The 18,537-nt window shown below is 65.1% G+C and carries 19 protein-coding genes; 17 read left to right on the top strand and 2 right to left on the bottom strand.

What is annotated here, in order from left to right:
- Positions 1-2 precede the first annotated feature (2 nt).
- The 6 genes from GA0061098_RS22880 (at position 3) to GA0061098_RS22855 (ending at position 5,135) form a co-directional block, all read left to right on the top strand.
- Positions 3-488 (top strand): GNAT family N-acetyltransferase, encoded by a 486-nt coding sequence (locus tag GA0061098_RS22880; RefSeq protein ID WP_091961455.1) that lies wholly within the window; start codon positions 3-5, stop codon positions 486-488.
- The gene (locus GA0061098_RS22875) at positions 488-1,000 is read left to right on the top strand and encodes a dihydrofolate reductase (RefSeq protein ID WP_091961451.1); all 513 of its coding nucleotides are present in this window, start codon (positions 488-490) and stop codon (positions 998-1,000) included. The genes GA0061098_RS22880 and GA0061098_RS22875 overlap by 1 nt, the downstream gene beginning before the upstream one ends.
- A 153-nt stretch (positions 1,001-1,153) precedes the next feature.
- Positions 1,154-2,290 (top strand): FtsH protease activity modulator HflK, encoded by a 1,137-nt coding sequence (hflK, locus tag GA0061098_RS22870; RefSeq protein WP_018319714.1) that lies wholly within the window; start codon positions 1,154-1,156, stop codon positions 2,288-2,290.
- Complete coding sequence (hflC, locus tag GA0061098_RS22865) at positions 2,287-3,183, top strand: protease modulator HflC (RefSeq protein WP_091961446.1); 897 nt, start codon at positions 2,287-2,289, stop codon at positions 3,181-3,183. The genes hflK and hflC overlap by 4 nt, the downstream gene beginning before the upstream one ends.
- 86 nt (positions 3,184-3,269) lie before the next feature.
- Positions 3,270-3,476, top strand: a complete 207-nt coding sequence (locus GA0061098_RS22860) for a DUF2065 domain-containing protein (RefSeq protein WP_028145452.1) — start codon at positions 3,270-3,272, stop codon at positions 3,474-3,476.
- A 141-nt stretch (positions 3,477-3,617) separates the two neighbouring features.
- The gene (locus GA0061098_RS22855; protein ID WP_091961442.1) at positions 3,618-5,135 is read left to right on the top strand and encodes a Do family serine endopeptidase; all 1,518 of its coding nucleotides are present in this window, start codon (positions 3,618-3,620) and stop codon (positions 5,133-5,135) included.
- A gap of 129 nt (positions 5,136-5,264) precedes the next feature.
- Here GA0061098_RS22855 and serB read toward each other — a convergent pair whose 3' ends face one another.
- Entirely contained in the window at positions 5,265-6,170 is a 906-nt protein-coding gene (serB, locus tag GA0061098_RS22850; RefSeq protein ID WP_091961438.1) for a phosphoserine phosphatase SerB, read from the bottom strand.
- A gap of 11 nt (positions 6,171-6,181) precedes the next feature.
- Between serB and miaA the strand changes: the two genes are divergently transcribed.
- From miaA to GA0061098_RS22805, 9 genes are all read left to right on the top strand, one after another.
- On the top strand, positions 6,182-7,138 hold the full coding sequence (miaA, locus tag GA0061098_RS22845; protein WP_091961434.1) for a tRNA (adenosine(37)-N6)-dimethylallyltransferase MiaA: 957 nt from the start codon (positions 6,182-6,184) through the stop codon (positions 7,136-7,138).
- Between the two features lie 329 nt (positions 7,139-7,467).
- Positions 7,468-9,243, top strand: a complete 1,776-nt coding sequence (locus tag GA0061098_RS22840; protein ID WP_091961431.1) for an acetolactate synthase 3 large subunit — start codon at positions 7,468-7,470, stop codon at positions 9,241-9,243.
- A 4-nt stretch (positions 9,244-9,247) separates the two neighbouring features.
- A complete protein-coding gene (locus tag GA0061098_RS22835) occupies positions 9,248-10,219 on the top strand; it encodes a threonine dehydratase (RefSeq protein ID WP_091961427.1) in 972 nt (323 codons plus the stop codon).
- Positions 10,220-10,242: 23 nt separating this feature from the next.
- Positions 10,243-10,785 carry an acetolactate synthase small subunit gene (gene ilvN, locus GA0061098_RS22830; protein ID WP_091961422.1) on the top strand — a complete coding sequence of 181 codons (543 nt, stop codon included), beginning with the start codon at positions 10,243-10,245 and terminating at the stop codon, positions 10,783-10,785.
- Between the two features lie 3 nt (positions 10,786-10,788).
- Positions 10,789-11,484: a class I SAM-dependent methyltransferase gene (locus GA0061098_RS22825; protein ID WP_091961418.1), complete on the top strand. Its 696-nt coding sequence runs from the start codon at positions 10,789-10,791 to the stop codon at positions 11,482-11,484.
- A 46-nt stretch (positions 11,485-11,530) separates the two neighbouring features.
- Positions 11,531-12,421: an EamA family transporter gene (locus GA0061098_RS22820; protein ID WP_091961416.1), complete on the top strand. Its 891-nt coding sequence runs from the start codon at positions 11,531-11,533 to the stop codon at positions 12,419-12,421.
- Positions 12,422-12,428: 7 nt separating this feature from the next.
- On the top strand, positions 12,429-13,031 hold the full coding sequence (locus tag GA0061098_RS22815; RefSeq protein ID WP_165637541.1) for a LysE family translocator: 603 nt from the start codon (positions 12,429-12,431) through the stop codon (positions 13,029-13,031).
- Between the two features lie 134 nt (positions 13,032-13,165).
- Positions 13,166-14,185, top strand: a complete 1,020-nt coding sequence (gene ilvC / locus GA0061098_RS22810) for a ketol-acid reductoisomerase (RefSeq protein ID WP_028145443.1) — start codon at positions 13,166-13,168, stop codon at positions 14,183-14,185.
- 160 nt (positions 14,186-14,345) lie between these two features.
- The gene (locus GA0061098_RS22805; RefSeq protein WP_091961409.1) at positions 14,346-15,194 is read left to right on the top strand and encodes an SDR family oxidoreductase; all 849 of its coding nucleotides are present in this window, start codon (positions 14,346-14,348) and stop codon (positions 15,192-15,194) included.
- Between the two features lie 11 nt (positions 15,195-15,205).
- On the opposite strand, the gene GA0061098_RS22800 is transcribed toward GA0061098_RS22805, so the two are convergent.
- Positions 15,206-15,826, bottom strand: a complete 621-nt coding sequence (locus tag GA0061098_RS22800; protein ID WP_091961404.1) for a hypothetical protein — start codon at positions 15,824-15,826, stop codon at positions 15,206-15,208.
- Positions 15,827-15,932: 106 nt separating this feature from the next.
- On the opposite strand from GA0061098_RS22800, the gene GA0061098_RS22795 reads away from it, so the two are divergent.
- Together GA0061098_RS22795 and GA0061098_RS22790 are read left to right on the top strand one after the other, a co-directional pair.
- A complete protein-coding gene (locus tag GA0061098_RS22795; protein WP_245323491.1) occupies positions 15,933-16,586 on the top strand; it encodes a TetR/AcrR family transcriptional regulator in 654 nt (217 codons plus the stop codon).
- A 212-nt stretch (positions 16,587-16,798) separates the two neighbouring features.
- The gene (locus GA0061098_RS22790) at positions 16,799-18,511 is read left to right on the top strand and encodes a sulfatase-like hydrolase/transferase (RefSeq protein WP_091961398.1); all 1,713 of its coding nucleotides are present in this window, start codon (positions 16,799-16,801) and stop codon (positions 18,509-18,511) included.
- The last annotated feature ends 26 nt before the right edge of the window (positions 18,512-18,537 follow it).

Below are 18,537 nucleotides of genomic sequence, written 5' to 3'. Positions count from 1 at the left end.
CGATGTCGCTCAACATCCGCCGTGTGCGCCCGGGCGAAGCCGGGCTGGTTCTGGCTTTCATCCGCGAGCTGGCCGAATACGAAAAACTCTCGCACGAGGTCGAGGCGACCGAGGCTGACATCGCTGACGCGCTGTTCGGCGAGAGACCGCAACTCTATTGCGCGATCGCCGAGTGGAACGGTGAGCCGGTCGGCTTCGCGGTCTGGTTTGCGAATTTTTCCACCTTCAGCGGCCGTCACGGCATCTATCTCGAGGATCTCTACGTACGGCCGTCGCATCGGGGCAGGGGCCTCGGCAAGGCGCTGCTGGTCCATCTCGCCAAGGAATGCGTCGACAACGGCTGGTCCCGCCTGCAATGGGCGGTGCTCGACTGGAACGCGCCGTCGATCGCGTTCTACAAATCGCTAGGCGCTGTCATGATGGACGACTGGACGCTGTGCCGCGTCACCGGGCCGGCGCTGACGCGGCTTGCCGGGAGCGCGACCTGATGGAGATCGTCTTTGTCGTTGCCATTGCGGAGAACGGTGTCATCGGCGCCGGCAACGCGATGCCGTGGCGATTGAAATCCGACATGCAGCGCTTCAAGGCGCTGACGATCGGCAGGCCCGTGATCATGGGCCGCAAGACCTTTGAATCATTGCCCCGCCGTCCGCTGCCGGGCCGCACGAACATCGTCATCACGCGCGATGCGGATTATCGCGCCAATGGCGCCATCGTCACGACGTCGGCCGCGGACGCCGACGCGGTCGCGCGCGGCGATGCCCTGCGGCGTTCGGTCACCGAGATCGCGGTGATCGGCGGCGCCGAAATCTTTCGGCAATGGCTCGACCGCGCCGATCGCCTCGAAATCACCGAAGTGCATGCGCGGCCCGAAGGCGACACGCATTTCGACATCGACAAGGCGGAATGGGACGAGGTGGCGCGTGTCCGCCATCCTGCCGGAGGCGAGGACAGCGCCGAATACTCCTATGTGACATATCGTCGGCGGCGCGGCCATTAACCGCTTTCTTCAATGTTTACATTGACTTTTTCGTGCCCGAGCATAGCTCGGAAGACGGTCACCGCTGCGTTGTAAGGGACTTGCCTGTCCCCTATAAAGCCGGACCGGACAAAGCGGGCGGGGGCAATTCCACCCTGCCGAGGAGAGCGTCGAATGCCGTGGAAGAATCAGGGCGGTGGCCCATGGGGCTCGGGTCCGAAGGGACCATGGGGCTCAGGCCCGCAACCGGTCGGGCCGAGGCCGCCGGATCTGGAAGACCTTCTGCGGCGCGGTCAGGACCGCCTCCAGCAGATCATGCCGGGCGGCTATTTCTCCGGCATCGGCATCACGCTGATCGTGCTGCTGATCGTCGCGTTCTGGCTGCTGTCGGGCTTCTTCCGCGTGCAGTCCGAAGAACTCGGCGTCGTGCTGCGCTTCGGCAAGCACGTTCGCACCGTGCAGCCGGGGTTGAACTATCATCTGCCCTATCCGATCGAGACAGTGCTGCTGCCCAAGGCGCTGCGCGTCAACACCATCTCGATCGGCATGACGCTGATCGACGATCCGGCGCGGCGCGGCCGCTCCATTCGTGACGTGCCCGAAGAGAGCCTGATGCTGACCGGCGACGAGAACATCGTCGACGTCGACTTCACGGTGCTCTGGCGCATCAAGCCGGATGGCGTCGGCGACTTCCTCTTCAACATCCAGAATCCCGAAGGCACCGTGAAGGCGGTCTCCGAGAGTGCGATGCGCGAGGTGATCGGCCGCTCGCAGATCCAGCCGATCCTGACCGGCGCACGCAACGTCACCGAGCAGGGCGTGCAGGAGCTGATCCAGAGGACGCTGGACAGCTATGGCGCCGGCATTCAGGTCACCCAGGTGCAGATGCAGAAGGTCGATCCGCCGGCGCAGGTAATCGACGCGTTCCGCGACGTCCAGGCGGCGCGGGCCAATCTCGAGCAGTTGCAGAACGAGGCGCAGACCTACGCCAACCAGGTGGTGCCGCAGGCGCGCGGCCGCTCGGCCAAGATCCTGCAAGACGCCGAAGGCTACAAGGAGCAGGCGGTCGCCGAGGCCAAGGGCCAGAGCGCGCGCTTCCTGAAGGTTTACGAGGAATACAAGAAGGCGCCCGACGTGACGCGTGAACGGATCTATCTGGAGACGATGGAGCGCGTGCTCGGCGGCGCGGACAAGCTCGTCTATGACGGCGGGCCCTCGGGCCAGGGCATCGTGCCCTATCTGCCGCTCGGCGAACTGACGACCAAGCGGCCGCCTACCACCGGTCCGCAGTCGAGCGGAGGCAACCGATGAGGTCTCCGGTCACAGGTATCGTCACGCTGCTTGGGCTCCTGCTCGTCGTGATCGTCGGCTACATGTCGCTGTTCACAGTGCAGCAGACCGAGCAGACCATCGTGCTCCAGTTCGGCCGGCCCGTCGACGTCGTCACCGCACCCGGCCTGCACTTCAAGGCGCCGTGGAATTCGGTGATCAACATCGACAAGCGGATCCTCGATCTGGAGAACCCGTCGCAGGAAGCGATCGCCTCCGATCAGAAGCGGCTCGTGGTCGACGCCTTCGCGCGCTACCGCATCAAGGATGCGCTGCGCTTCTATCAGAGCGTCGGCTCGATCCAGGCTGCCAACATCCAGCTCACCACGCTCCTGAACGCGGCGCTGCGCCGCGTGCTGGGCGAGGTCTCCTTCATCAACGTGGTGCGCGACGACCGCGAGAAGCTGATGCAGCGCATCCGCGACCAGCTCGATCGCGAGGCCGACGGCTACGGCATCCAGGTGGTCGACGTCCGGATCCGCCGCGCCGATCTGCCGGAGCAGAACAGCCAGGCGGTCTATCTGCGCATGAAGACCGAGCGCGAGCGCGAGGCGGCGGAGTTCCGCGCGCAGGGTGGCCAGAAGGCCCAGGAGATCAAGTCCAAGGCCGATCGTGAGGCGACCGTCATCGTCGCCGAGGCGAATTCGCAGGCCGAGCAGACCCGGGGCGCCGGCGATGCCGAGCGCAACCGCCTGTTCGCCGAAGCCTACAGCAAGGACGCCGACTTTTTCGCCTTCTACCGGTCGATGACGGCTTACGAGAACGGGCTGCGTTCGAACGACACCCGCTTCCTGCTGCGGCCGGACTCGGATTTCTTCCGGTACTTCAGTAACCCGTCCGGCAAGATGGCGACCGAGACGCCGGCGAAGCCGTAAGCTAGACGCCGTAAGCTAGACAAAGGGCGGCGGATCTCGCCGCCCTTCGTCCAGACAAGAACAGCATAACGGGAGGTTCCAATCCGATGAGGTCCATTGCGTTCGCCGACTTCCTCATCGGCTTGGGCATCCTGTTCGTGCTGGAAGGCTTGATGTTCGCGGCAAGTCCCAACTGGATGCGCAAGGCCATGAAGAGCGCCATCGCCACGCCGGACAACATCCTGCGGGCGGTCGGGATCGGTTCGGCCGTCGTCGGTCTGGTCCTGATCTGGGTCATGCGGCGCCCCATTTAGGCGTCGCGCCAACGCCAAAGTGAAGGCGAGAGACCGGTTTTCGCCGTATTATCGGGGTCTTGAGGCCCGTTAAGCTCCGCGCTTGCGCCGTCCCCCCGTCAAGCGCAGTCTGGCGCCGAATCCCTCTCTCTGGAGATTACAATGACCGCTGCCACCATTGCCCCTTCCCGCTCGCGACTTGGTGTGCGAATTGGGCTGGCCGCGCTCGCCGTCGCTGCTTTCAGCGCGTTCGGCACGCCGGCTTATGCGCGCGGACCGGAGGGCATCGCCGACGTCGCCGAGAAGGTGATCGACGCGGTCGTCAACATCTCGACCTCGCAGACCGTCGAGGCCAAGGGCGGCGGCGGCAACGCCATGCCGCAATTGCCGCCCGGCTCGCCCTTCGAGGAGTTCTTCGACGACTTCTTCAAGAACCGCAAAGGTCCGGGCGGCAGCAGCAAGGGTGGCGAGCGCGGCGACGGCGGCCCGCCGCCGCGCAAGACCAACTCGCTCGGAAGCGGCTTCATCATCGACACGTCAGGCGTCGTCGTCACCAACAACCACGTCATCGCGGATGCCGACGAGATCAACGTCATCCTCAACGACGGTACCAAGATCAAGGCCGAGCTGGTCGGTGTCGACAAGAAGACCGACCTTGCAGTGCTGAAGTTCAAGCCGACCAAGCCGCTTGTCGCGGTGAAGTTCGGCGATAGCGACAAGCTGCGTCTCGGCGACTGGGTGGTCGCGATCGGCAACCCGTTCAGCCTGGGCGGCACGGTGACGGCCGGCATCGTCTCGGCCAAGAACCGCGACATCTCGTCGGGGCCCTATGACAGCTACATCCAGACCGACGCATCCATCAACCGCGGCAATTCCGGCGGTCCGCTGTTCAACCTCGATGGCGACGTCATCGGCGTCAACACGCTGATCATCTCGCCCTCCGGCGGCTCGATCGGCATCGGCTTCGCCGTGCCTTCGAAGACGGTCGCGGGCGTCGTCGACCAGCTCCGTCAGTTCGGCGAGCTGCGCCGCGGCTGGCTCGGCGTGCGGATCCAGAGCGTTACCGACGAGATCGCCGAAAGTCTCAACATCAAGCCGGCGCGCGGCGCGCTGGTTGCGGGCGTCGACGACAAGGGCCCGGCCAAGCCGGCCGGCATCGAGCCGGGCGACGTCGTCGTCAAGTTCGACGGCAAGGACGTCAAGGATCCGAAGGACCTGTCCCGGGTCGTCGCCGACACAGCGGTCGGCAAGGAAGTCGACGTCATCATCATCCGCAAGGGCAAGGAAGAAACCAAGAAAGTCACGCTCGGCCGCCTCCAGGATCCCGAGAAGGTGCAGGCCGCGGTGAAGACCGACGAGCCCGCGCCCGAGAAGCCGGTGACGCAGAAGGCGCTCGGCCTTGATCTTGCGGCGCTGAACAAGGATCTGCGCACCCGCTACAAGATCAAGGAGAGCGTCAAGGGCGTGGTCGTCACCAATGTCGAGGCCAATTCCGACGCCGCCGAGAAGCGCCTCTCCGCCGGCGACGTCATCGTCGAGGTGGCGCAGGAGGCGGTCACCAGCGGCGCGGACATCCAGAAGCGGGTCGACCAGCTCAAGAAGGACGGCAAGAAGTCGGTGCTGCTGCTGGTGTCGAACGCCGACGGCGAGCTGCGGTTTGTCGCGCTGAGCGTGCAGTAGTCGCGGGGCCGGTGCCGTAGGGTGGGCAAAGCGAAGCGTGCCCACCATCTGTCGCCGTCGGAGAAAGATCGTGGGCACGGCGCTTTGCGCCTTTGCCCACCCTACGGCCGCTGAGCATGCGGCAAGAGGCTACGCCTCCACGAACTCGTCCCGCCGATACCCCTGCGCATACAGCAGCGCGGTGAGGTCGCCGTGATCGATCCGCGCCGCGGCCGCAGCCGCCACGGCCGGCTTGGCATGATAGGCGACGCCCAGCCCCGCGGCCTGGATCATCGCGAGATCATTGGCGCCGTCGCCGACCACGACCGAGTCGATGTCGTCGAGATCGAACGACTCCATCAGATCCACCAGCGTCGCGAGCTTCGCCGCGCGGCCCAAAATCGGCTCCTTCACCTCGCCGGTGAACTTGCCGTCGCGCACGACCAGCTCGTTGGCGCGGTTCTCCTGGAAGCCGATCTTGGCGGCGACCGCGGTCGTGAACAGCGTGAAGCCGCCGGAGACGAGGCAGGTATAGGCGCCGTGGGCGCGCATGGTCGCGACCAGTTCGCGGCCGCCCGGGGTCAGCGTGATGCGCTTGGCCAACACCTCGTCGACCACGCCGGCGGGCAGGTCCTTCAGCAGCGCGACGCGCTCGCGCAGCGCCGGCTCGAACTCGATCTCGCCGCGCATCGCGCGTTCGGTGATGGCGGCGACGTGGGCCTTCATCCCGACGAGATCGGCGAGCTCGTCGATGCATTCCTGGCCGATCATGGTGGAATCCATGTCGGCGAGAAAAAGCTTCTTGCGCCGGGCGCCGACTGGCTGCACGACGATGTCGACGGGCAGGTCGCCGCGAAGCTCGCGGAGCCGCTGCTCGATGGCGTGACGGTCGCCTTCGAGGTTACTGTCGGCGCCGAAGGGAATGTCGACCGCGACCCCGTCGAACAGCCAGTGCGCGGGAGTCGCCTGGGGCAGCACGGCGCGGGCGCCATCGACGATGGTGGAGTCGAGCGCGGGATTGTCGGGATTGCAGATCAGCGTGGCGACGAGGGACATTTGAGGTTTTCGTGAGCGAGGGGCAAGTCAGCAGAAGCCATGTTGGCAAGGCCGTGCTTATCGCAGGCCCGACCGCCAGCGGCAAGTCGGCGCTGGCGCTGGAGCTTGCCTTCAGCACGGGCGGGGTGGTCATCAATGCCGATTCCATGCAGGTCTATCGCGACCTGCGGATCATCACGGCGCGCCCCACACTGGGCGAGGAAGCGCGCGCGCCGCATCGCCTGTACGGTCATGTCGATGCAGCCGTGAATTTTTCGGCCGGTGCCTGGGTGAGTGATGCCGCCAAGGCGCTCGAAGAAGCGAAAGCGGAAGGCCGTCTGCCGATCTTCATCGGTGGCACCGGGCTCTATTTCAAGGCGCTGACGGCGGGGCTCTCCGTGGTGCCGCCGATTCCTGCCGAGGTGCGCGAGGACGTGCGCGCGCGGCTGGAACGCAACGGTGCGGAGGCGCTGCATGCGGAACTGGCGCGTCGTGATCCCAGTGCGGCCGAGCGATTGAACCTGCGCGACCGCACCCGCATCGCGCGTGCGCTTGAAGTGGTCGAAGCGACCGGCCGTTCGCTGCTCGACTGGCATCGGGAGGGCCAGCCGCCGCTGCTACCGAAGGATAGTTTTCGCGCGGTATTTCTTGCTCCCGACCGGGACGAGCTTTATGCCCGCATCGATGCCCGCTTCGATGCCATGCTGGGCGCCGGTGCGTTGAAGGAGGTCGAGCAGCTCGCCGCCAGACACCTCGATCCGCTGCTGCCGGCGATGAAGGCTCATGGCGTGCCGGCCCTGATCCGGCATCTGCGCGGTGAGCTCAGCCTGGAGGACGCCGCAGGAATCGGCCGCGCCGACACCCGCCACTATGCCAAGCGGCAATTCACCTGGTTCCGGCACCAATTGCCTGAGTTCGAATGGGTGAAGCCCGGGGAGGCGAGGGGATGGCTCGCCGCCATTGCGGACGCAGCCCGCGACCCCGCCTGAGGCGCTTTTCTGTCCGGGTTCCAGAATTTACCTCTCGCCGAACCCGGGGAACACCGCTACACTGCCAAAATCGCGTGGGAACGGCCGCATCGCCTTGACATCCAGGCTTTGGCCGCTATGTTTCGCGCAACCTTTGGGAAGCCGGGCACCTGCCATGCGTAACATTATTACCAAACTCCTTATCGCCGTCGTACCCAGGCACACCGCCGGGGGTGGCTAGCTGCCACCCACATGACAGGCGGTGTGCATGGGCCCTCTTCGGGGCCTTTTTTATTTCCCGAACCAGACACGAATGAAGCCGCTGACAACAGCGCATCCGGAGCAAGCCAATGAGCGACAAGAGCCACGATCCGAACCAGATGACCGGCGCCGCGATGATCGTCCGCGCGCTCATCGATCACGGCGTGACCGACATTTTCGGCTATCCCGGCGGCGCGGTGCTTCCGATCTATGACGAGATATTCCAGCAGAGCGAGGTCCAGCACATCCTGGTCCGTCACGAGCAGGGCGCGGGCCACGCCGCCGAAGGTTATGCGCGCTCGACCGGCAAGCCGGGCGTTGCACTGGTGACCTCCGGCCCTGGCGCCACCAACATGGTGACGCCGCTGACCGACGCGCTGATGGATTCGATCCCGCTGGTCTGCATCTCCGGCCAGGTGCCGACGCATCTGATCGGCAACGACGCGTTCCAGGAATGCGACACCGTCGGCATCACGCGTCCCTGCACCAAGCACAATTGGCTGGTGCGCGACGTCAACGATCTCGCCAAAGTGCTGCACGAAGCGTTCTATGTCGCGACCTCCGGTCGTCCCGGCCCGGTGCTGGTCGACGTTCCCAAGGACGTGCAGTTCGCGACCGGCACCTATCATCCGCCGCGCAAATCCGACGTGCACCGCTCCTACGCGCCACGCGTGAAGGGCGATGCGACGCAGATCCGCAAGGCTGTGGCGCTGCTCGCCAATGCCAAGCGTCCCGTGATCTACAGCGGCGGCGGCGTCATCAATTCCGGTCCTGAAGCGACCAAGCTGCTGCGCGAACTGGTCGAGGTCACCGGCTTTCCGATCACCTCGACGCTGATGGGCCTCGGTGCCTATCCGGCGTCGGGCAAGAACTGGCTAGGCATGCTCGGCATGCACGGCACTTATGAAGCCAACATGACGATGCATGATTGCGACGTCATGCTGTGCGTCGGTGCGCGCTTCGACGACCGCATCACCGGCCGTGTCGATGCGTTCTCGCCGGGCTCGAAGAAGATCCACATCGACATCGATCCGTCCTCGATCAACAAGAATATCCGCGTCGACGTGCCGATCATCGGCGATTGCGGCAACATCCTGGGCGACATCCTCCAGGTGTTCAAGGCGGAGACGAAGAAGCCCGACATCAAGGCGTGGTGGCAGCAGATCGCACAGTGGCGTGCCCGTAACTCGCTCTATTACAGGAAGAGCAACGAGGTGATCCTGCCGCAGCACGCGATCCAGAGCCTGTTCGAGGCGACGCGCGGCAGGGACACCTACATCACCACGGAAGTCGGCCAGCACCAGATGTGGGCGGCGCAGTTCTTCGGTTTCGAGGAGCCGCATCGCTGGATGACGTCGGGCGGTCTCGGCACCATGGGCTACGGCCTGCCGGCGGCGGTCGGCGTGCAGGTTGCCCATCCCGACAGCCTCGTCATCGACATCGCGGGCGATGCCTCGGTGCAGATGACGATGCAGGAGATGTCGACGGCGGTTCAGTACGAGCTGCCGATCAAGATCTTCATCCTGAACAACCAGTACATGGGCATGGTGCGGCAGTGGCAGCAGCTGCTGCACGGCAACCGCCTGTCGCATTCCTACTCGGAGGCGCTGCCGGATTTCGTCAAGCTCGCGGAAGCCTATGGCGGCGTCGGCATCCAGGTGCACAAGCCCGGCGATCTCGATGGCGCCATCCAGGAAATGATCTCGGTCAAGCGCCCGGTGCTGTTCGACTGCCGCGTCGCCGCGCTCGAAAACTGCTTCCCGATGATCCCCTCGGGCAAGGCGCACAACGAGATGTTGTTGCCGGAGCAGGCCAACGACGAGGCCACCGCCAAGGCCTTCGCCGGCGGCAAGGCGCTGGTGTGAGGCCATGTTCGACCTGACCGAGCTCGAGCGCGCACATGCGATCGTGGGGCAGGCGGTGCCGGCAACGCCGGCGCACGCCTGGCCGCTGCTCGCCGAGCGGCTCGGCGCGCAGGTCGTGGTCAAGCACGAGAACCACACGCCGATCGGGGCTTTCAAGGTGCGCGGCGGGCTGGTCTATCTCGAGCGGTTGAAGCGCGAGCGGCCGAACACGTCCGGCATCATCTCGGCGACGCGCGGCAATCACGGCCAGAGCCTGGCGTTCGCGGCGAGCCGCCACAGCGTGCCCGCGGTGATCTACGTGCCGCGCGGCAATTCGGCCGAGAAGAATCGCGCGATGAAGGCCTTTGGCGCCGAGCTCGTCGAGCATGGCGAGGACTTTCAGGCTGCGCGTGAGGAAGCCGAGCGCCGCGCGCAGTTTACCGGGCTCCATATGGTGCCGTCGTTCCACCCCGACCTCGTGCTCGGCGTCGCCACTTATGCGCTTGAGCTGTTCAAGGCCGCGGCGGACCTCGACATTCTCTATGTGCCGATCGGGCAGGGCTCCGGCATCTGCGGCTGCATCATGGCGCGGGACCTGCTCGGCCTGAAGACCGAGATCGTCGGCGTGCAGTCGACGGAAGCTCCGTCCTATGCGCTGTCGTTTGCGGCCGGAAAGATTGTGACGACCGAGACCAGCAACACGCTCGCCGATGGCATGGCGACGCGCATTCCGGACGCCGAGGCGTTCGCGCTGATACGCAAGGGTGCCTCGCGCATCGTGCAGGTCACCGACGATGAGGTCGCTACCGCGATCCGCGCCTACTGGACCGATACGCACAATCTTGCCGAAGGCGCGGGCGCCGCTGCGCTCGCCGCGGCGATGCAGGAAAAGAACAAGCTGAAGGGCAAGCGCGTCGGTCTCGTGCTGTCCGGCGGCAATATCGATTTCGATCTGTTTCGCCGTTGGATCGGGACGGACGCGTCAGCGATGGCGTGAGGAAGAGACAAGAGGGGACGACAATGAACCAGCCCGCATCCGCCTACTTCATCGAGGACCGCCACGATCCCAACGAGACGCATACGCTCTCGGTGCTCGTGCAGAACGAGCCGGGCGTGCTCGCGCGCGTGATCGGCCTGTTCTCGGGCCGCGGCTACAACATCGAGAGCCTCACGGTCTCGGAGACCGAAAGCCAGAAGCACCTGTCGCGGATCACCATCGTCACCACCGGTACGCCGATGGTGATCGAGCAGATCAAGCACCAGCTCGACCGCATGATCCCGGTCTACCGGGTCGTCGACATGACCCAGACCAAGCGCTCGATCGAGCGGGAGCTGGCGATGGTGAAGGTGCGCGGGCAGGGCGAGCATCGGGTCGAGGCGCTCAGGCTCGCGGATGCGTTCCGCGCCCGGGTGATCGACGCCACGACCGAGAGCTTTGTGTTCGAGATCACAGGCAATACGGACAAAATCAATCAATATATCGACCTGATGCGCCCGCTCGGCCTCGTCGAGGTGTCGCGCACCGGCGTTGCCGCGATCGGCCGCGGGCCTGAAGGGATGTGAACCATGCTGGCGCGCGACTGGTACTATAACGAGCGGAACCGGATGGGGATCGAGCCCGCGGTGGCCTCGATCTACGACGCCCACGACGATGCCGATCTGCGGGCGCGCGCCGCGCTGAAAATGCTGGGAGTCCAGCGCGGCTGGCGCATCGCCGACATCGGCTGCGGCAACGGCGTGCTGGCGACCGAAGCCGCGCTGCTGGGTGCCGAGGTCGACGCCATCGACATCTCGCCGGCGATGCTGGCGCTTGCCGAGATCTACGCGCGTGATCGCAAGGCGCCCGTGCGCACCCAGTCCGCCGGCCTGCTCAGCTTTGCCTATCGGCCGGAATCCTACGACCTGATCGTCAGCGAATTCACGCTGCACCACCTGCCGGATTTCTGGAAGGCGGTGGCGATGTCGCGGATCTATCGTGCGCTGAAGCCGGGCGCGAGCTTCTATCTGCGCGACATCGTCTATGCATCCATGCCCGACGCGATCGAGCGCGACGTCGAGCAATGGGCCGACTACCAGATCAAGAACCACGATTTTTCGCGCGAAGGCGTTGTCACGCATATGCGCGACGAATACTCCACCTTCGGCTGGGTGATGGAGCGGATGCTGACCGACGTCGGCTTCGCGCTGGTCTCGGCCGATTACCACGCACCGATGCACGGCACGTATCTGCTGCGCAAACCAAGAGCCGGCGAGCAAGGCTAGACCAATAACAACAGGGCTGCACGACAGGGCAGAACCGAGAACAACAATGAAGCCGGCCGATATCCTCATCGCCATCCTGGTGGCGATCATCTGGGGACTTGCCTTCGTGGCGAGCCGGATCGCGCTCGACGAGCTTTCGCCGGAGCTGATGACAGCGCTGCGTTTCGGCGTCGCTGCGCTCCCATGCCTGTTCATCCGCAAGCCCAAGGTTGCCTGGTCGCTGCTGATCGCGATCAGCTTTACGCTGTTCCTCGGCCAGTTCCTGAGCCAGGCCTATGGCATCGCCCATGGCGTGCCGGTGGGGCTGACCAGCGTCGTCGTGCAGAGCCAGGCGCTGTTCACGATCGGCTTTGCCGCGATAGCCTTTGGCGAGCGGCCGACGCCGATGCAGGCGCTCGGCGTTGGTGTCGCTGCGATCGGCCTTCTGATGATCTGCGGTACGGTCGGCTACGATTTCAGCGTCGCCGCGTTTGCGGTGCTGATGATCTCGCCGGTCAGCTTTGCCGTCGGCAATCTGCTGCTGCGCGGCGCCCGCGGCGTGCCGATGTTCGACCTGTTCGCGTGGCTGTGCCTCGCCGCGGCCGTGCCGCTGTTCGTGCTGGCGCTGATCGCCAATGGCCCTGCGCCGACATGGACATCGCTGAGCCACATAACGCTGACAGCGGCTCTCTGTATGCTGGCGCTTGGCGGCATCTCCACCAGCATCGCCTACTGGCTCTGGGGCCGGCTGCTGCGTGACTATCCCGCCGCGCAAGTGGTGCCGTTTGCGCTGCTGGTCCCGTTCGTCGGCTCGGCCGCCTCCAGCATCGTGTTCGGCGAGCGGTTCGGACCCTTGCGGCTGGCCGGCATGCTGACCGTGATCGGCGGTATCGCGGTGATGGTGCTGGCGAAGCGGCCCAAGGCGTTACCCGAAGAACCGTTGCCGAAAACGGCGTGAGGTGAGCATGTCCCAGTCGCTGCTCTATGCCTTCCTGATCTTCATGGTCGTGATGTATTTCACGCCCGGGCCGAACAACATCATGCTGCTGTCCTCGGGCCTGACCTACGGCTTCCGGCGCACCATCCCCCACATTGTCGGCGTCGTCATCGGCTTCGCCTTCATGATCGCCGCCGTCGGCTTCGGGCTCGGCTCGGTGTTCCTGGCCTATCCGATCCTCCAGACTCTCCTGAAATATGCCGGTGCGGCCTATCTCGTTTATCTTGCTGCCGTGATCGCCATGTCCGGCCCGACCAGGCCGGGTGAAGGTGATGGTCGCCGTCCGATGACCTTCTGGGGCGCAGCCATGTTCCAGTGGATCAATGCCAAGGGCTGGGTGATCGTGATCGGCACCATCACCGCCTTTGCGGCGATCGCCCAATTCCCGATCAACATCGCGATCCAGACCCTGATCAGCCTGCTGGTGGGGTCAGTGTCGTGCGTGGTCTGGGCACTGTTCGGTACCGCGTTGCGGCCGGTCCTGACTTCCGAGCGGCTGGTCCGCGCCTTCAATATCCTGATGGCGATTCTGCTGCTGGCCTCCCTCTACCCCGTCTTCATGGATGCATGATGCCGCAGTTTTCCATGCAGAAACGGGTTTCCCAGGGGGCTGAAAATGCTCTAGACAGCCCCCGAAATCCGCAAATTTCACTGCCAAGACCTGACCAACGGCCGATTCTGGCCACCTGAACGAGGAAACGACCCATGCGTGTTTATTACGATCGCGACGCCGACCTGAACCTGATCAAGGGCAAGAAGGTCGCCATCGTCGGCTATGGCAGCCAGGGCCACGCCCATGCGCTCAACCTGAAGGATTCCGGCGTCAAGGACGTCGCCATTGCGCTGCGCAAGGACTCGGGCTCGGTCAAGAAGGCAGAAGCCGCCGGCTTCAAGGTGATGGAAGTCGCCGAAGCCGCCAAATGGGCCGACCTCGTCATGATGCTGACCCCGGACGAGCTCCAGGGCGACATCTACCGCGAGCACCTGCACGACAACATGAAGAAGGGCGCCGCCCTCGTGTTCGCGCACGGCCTCAACGTCCACTTCAACCTGCTCGACCCGCGCGCCGACCTCGACGTGCTCATGATCGCGCCGAAGGGCCCCGGCCACACCGTGCGCTCCGAGTATCAGCGCGGCGGCGGCGTGCCCTGCCTGATCGCGATCGCCAAGGACGTCTCGGGCAACGCCCATGACCTCGGCCTGTCCTACGCTTCGGCTGTCGGCGGTGGCCGCGCCGGCATCATCGAGACCACCTTCAAGGAAGAGTGCGAGACCGATCTTTTCGGCGAGCAGGTCGTGCTCTGCGGCGGCCTGGTCGAGCTGATCAAGGGCGGCTACGAGACGCTGGTCGAAGCCGGCTACGCCCCGGAGATGGCCTATTTCGAGTGCCTGCACGAAGTGAAGCTGATCGTCGACCTGATCTATGAAGGCGGCATCGCCAACATGAACTACTCGATCTCCAACACTGCGGAGTATGGCGAGTACGTCACCGGCCCGCGCATCGTGACCGCCGAGACCAAGGCCGAGATGAAGCGCGTTCTCGCCGACATCCAGGGCGGCAAGTTCGCCCGCGACTGGATGCTCGAGAACAAGGTCAACCAGACCTCGTTCAAGGCGACCCGCGCCAAGCTCGCTCAGCACCCGATCGAGGAAGTCGGCGCCAAGCTGCGCGACATGATGCCCTGGATCAAGAAGGGCGCGCTGGTCGACAAGTCGAAGAACTAAGTCGTCTCCCGGACGCAGCGCATCACGCAAGTGGTGCGCTGCTGATCCGGGTCCATTGCGGCTCCCGGGTCTCGGCTTCTGCGCTCCGTTTCGCTGCGCTTGTCCGGGACATGGGCAAAAATCCAAGGCATGATCGCAGGAACCCCAGGGGAGGAAGACCATGCGATCTGTCGTCGTCACCGGTGCGTCCACAGGCATCGGCTGGGCTACTGCCAAATTCCTGATCGGGCGCGGCTATCGCGTGTTCGGCAGCCTCCGCAAGCAGGCCGATGCCGACCGGCTTCAGGGTGAATTTGGCGCCAATTTCGCGCCGCTGCTGTTCGACGTCACCGAGGAGGCCGCGATCCTCGCTGCTGCGCGAAAAGTTCGCGAGGCGCTGGGTGGCGAGACGCTGGCCGGCCTCGTCAACAATGCGGGCATCGCGGTCGCCGGTCCCGTGCTCGAATTGTCGGCAGACGATTTCCGCCGCCAGATGGACATCAACGTCATCGGCCCTGTCATCGCGACGCAGGCGTTCGGGCCGCTGCTCGGGGCCGACCCGTCGCTGAAGGGGCCGAAGGGGCGGATCGTGATGATCAGCTCGGTCGCGGGCAAGAACGGCAATCCGCTGTCGGCGCCCTACTGCACCTCCAAGCACGCCGTCGAGGGACTGTCGGAAAGCCTGCGCCGCGAATTGATGCTGTTCGGCATCGACGTCATCATCGTCGCTCCCGGCGCGGTTAAGACGCCGATTTGGAGCAAGGCCGAGCAGATCGATCTCTCCGTCTACCAGAACTCGCCCTATCTGCCAGCGCTGAACAAGGTCATGGCTTTCATGATGGACCTCGGCGCGAAGGGCCTGCCGGCCGAGCGGATCGCCGAGATCGTGTTCGAGGCGCTGACTGCGGCGAGCCCCAAGGTGCGCTATCAGATCACGCCGGACCCGCTCCGCCATCTGATCGGCGCCGTACTGCCGAAACGGACGATCGACCGGATCATCGCCAAGCGGCTCGGGCTGCTGCCGCAGTAAAGGCAGGCGCTTCAGCCCGCCGCAACGGTCTGCCCGCGCGGGTGGCGGGCCATCGCGATCATGCGCAACGACATCACGATCAGCAGCGGAACGAGGAACGCGGCATAGAGCGGCATCGCCGGCACGCGCTTGCCGAACGACACCATGAGCTGGAGCCAGAGATAATAGCCGCCGACAAGGTGCAGCGTACGCCAGGCGCGGGAGCCGATCCGCGCGGCGGTGCGGTCGAACGAGGTGGCGCTCATCGCGATGATGAAGCCATAGCCGATGCCGCCGAAGATGTAGGAGACGGCCGAGGTTGCCTCGGCAAAGCTGGCAGGATCCATCCAGGCGAAAACAACGATCGCAACGGCGTGGATGGCGTGGGAAGCCGCAAAACTGAGGCCGAGATAGCGGCGGTTGCGGCGCTGCCAGCGCGTCCATGCGTTGGGCCAAAGCCGCGCCAGCGCTGCGGCGCTGAAGGCGAGGCAGAACAGCAGCAGCGAGCTGCGTGCGGTGAAACGGATCACCATCCGAACGCCCTCGACCTCGAACTGCCGCATCGAGGCGATCCACAGGCTGAGAAGGATCAGGCTGAGGGTGAGGGCGGCGAGCAACCGCCAGCCTTCGAACCAGCTTTGATGTTGCGGCATGGTGATCTTCCTGCGTTATGTAATCATCGATTACATTCGGCGTCGCGCGGCGGTCAATGGTGTAATCACCGCTTACATTCACGTTCGGGTGATGCTAGGAAGCGCCATGCCCGTCCGTCAGCCGTCCAAGCCGCGCGCCCGCCGCCCTGCAACCCAGGCCAGGCCGTATCACCACGGCGACCTCCGCCGTGTCCTGATCGATGCTGCGCTGCAATTGGCGGCGGAGGGAGCGGAGGTCTCCGTCCGCGAGGCCGCGCGCCGGGCCGCGGTGTCGCCGGGCGCGCCGTTCCGGCACTTTCCGAACCGCGATGCCCTCATGGCGGCGGCGGCCGAGGAGGCGCAGCGGCGTTTCCGTGCCGAGATCGAGGCGGCGCTGAGCGAGGCTCCGGCGGCCGGCCCGCTTGCCCGTTTCCGTGCCTTTGGCCTTGCATACCTGCGCTGGGCGATGCGCCATCCCGCCCATTTCGAGATCATCTCGACCGGGCGCTATTTCGCCCATGACAGCTCCGCCGAACTGACGCGCGACAATGCCGAGTTGATCACGCTGACCGAGGGGATTCTAGCCGAGGCGGCGGAGCAGGGCCTGCTGCGGTCGGCCGACCTCAAGCGCATCCAGATCGCCGGCCGCGCCCTGGTCTACGGCTTCGCCCGGATGAATCTCGATGGCCACTTTCCGCGCTGGGGCGTCGAGGAGGGGGCGATCGAGCGGATGGCGGAAGGAGTGCTCGACCTCTTCATCGCCGGCATCGCAAAGCCCTAACCGAGCGAGCGGCTCGGCCCGCCGTGCGGGCTTCGCCGGTCACTAACAATAAGCGAAGGTCGGGTCACCGCATGCGTTGCCTGTCCTTGACCGTTCCGTTACAGTTTTATGACACGGTGCAGGCTTCCGGCTGCTCCGGACGCCCCGTCACCGTCTCGAGGACCAGACGGCCTGGCATCACCGCGCCGGACTTGAAGTATAGCGTGTCGTCGATGGCGTCCGCGCCCAATCCAGGTCCTTCTGCCGCCACCGCCGTGCTGGCGAGCGTCGCCGCGCTCGGCATCTGGCGGCTGCTCGCGGTTGCCGCGCCGCATCTGGCCGCGCTCGCGCTGATGTACCAGACCGAGACCGATTTCGGCTCGCGGCTCTCCTTCGCGCTGGCCTGGGGCATCCTCAATTTTTTCTGGATCACGCTGCTGCGCCGGCCGGCGCTATCAGGCGCGCTGTCGCTGACCATGGTCGTCGTGCTGGTGCTGCTGTCGCGGCTCAAGCACGACGTCGTCCAGATGACGGTCAACTTCATCGACCTGATGATGATCGACCGCGACACCGTCGCGTTCCTGTTCACGATCTTCCCGAATTTGCGCTGGTCGGTGATCCTGGCCGGCTTCGTCACGCTGCCGCTGATGTATGCGCTGTGGTGGCTCGATCCGTTCCGTATCCGCCGTCTGCCGGCGCTCGCCTGCAAGCTGGCCTGCCTTGCCGCGCTGGTCGGCTATTCGCTCTATCATCCGGACGAAGCCTGGCGCGGCTATTACGACGACGGCTATCTGTCGAAATTCTTCCGCTCCGGCGTCAGCTCGGTCTCCGATTTCGTGCAATACGGCTTCATGGAATCGGCCGCCGCGACCAACGAGCGGCTCAACATGCCGCTGGTCGATTCCTGCCATCCGGCCGGGCGCCGGCCGAATATCATCATGATCCATGATGAATCGAGCTTCGACATCCGCGCCGCCCGGGGCATCAAGGTGCCGCAGGGCTATGGCAGCCACTTCAAATCTTGGGACGGCAGGCAGCGCACGTTTCTGGCCGAGAGCAATGGCGGGCCGAGCTGGTTCACCGAATACAACGTGCTCGCAGGCCTCTCCTCGCGCTCGTTCGGCCGCTTCGCCTATTTCGTGACGCGCATCGCCTCGAACCGCGTCGAGCGCGGGCTGCCGCTGGCGCTGCGCCGTTGCGGCTACGACACGATGTCGCTCTATCCCGCCCATGGCGGCTTCATGGCCGCGCGCAGCTTCCAGCTGACGACCGGCATCGAACGCTTCCTCGACGCCAAGGACCTCGGTGCCAAGGACGTCGAGCCCGACGGCTTCTTCTACGACAAGGCGCTCCAGCTGATGGGCCAGCAGCCGCCCAACAAGCCGCTGTTCACCTTCATCTATCTCGGTGCCAATCATTTCCCCTGGGAGACGCGCTTCCGGGCCGACCTGCTGCCGAACTGGCGCGCGCCGGGCAATGTGCCGTCCATCGACGAATATCTGCGCCGGCAGGCGATGAGCGCCGAGCAATACAAGGCGTTCGTCGCGGGGCTGAAGAAGACGTTCCCGGGCGAGCCCTTCCTGATCGTGCGCTATGGCGATCATCAGCCTGAGTTTGCACCTGCTATCCTCGAGCCCGGGCTCGACGAGGGCGCTCTCGGCAAGAAGCTGGACGCCTACGATCCGCGCCTCTACGCGACCTATTACGCGATCGACGCCGTCAATTTCGAGCCGGTCAAGAGCGAGGCCGTCATGGACACGATCGACGGCCCCTATCTGCCGCTGGTGATCCAGGAGGCCGCCGGCATCCCGCTCGATCCGTCCTTCGCCGAGCAGAAGGAGATCATGCTCCGCTGCAAGGGCGTTTTCTACAGCTGCAAGGACGGCGCCGAAGCGCGGCGGCTGAACCGCCTGCTGATCAGCGCGGGGATGATCCGGGGGCTGTAGCCTTTCGGTTGGATCGCGGACGCCGC

The organism is Bradyrhizobium shewense (assembly GCF_900094605.1).
GTDB classification, from domain to species: Bacteria; Pseudomonadota; Alphaproteobacteria; order Rhizobiales; family Xanthobacteraceae; genus Bradyrhizobium; species Bradyrhizobium shewense.
The sequence above is the reverse complement of the archived record's forward strand: the minus strand, read 5'-3'. Positions and strand labels throughout refer to the sequence as shown.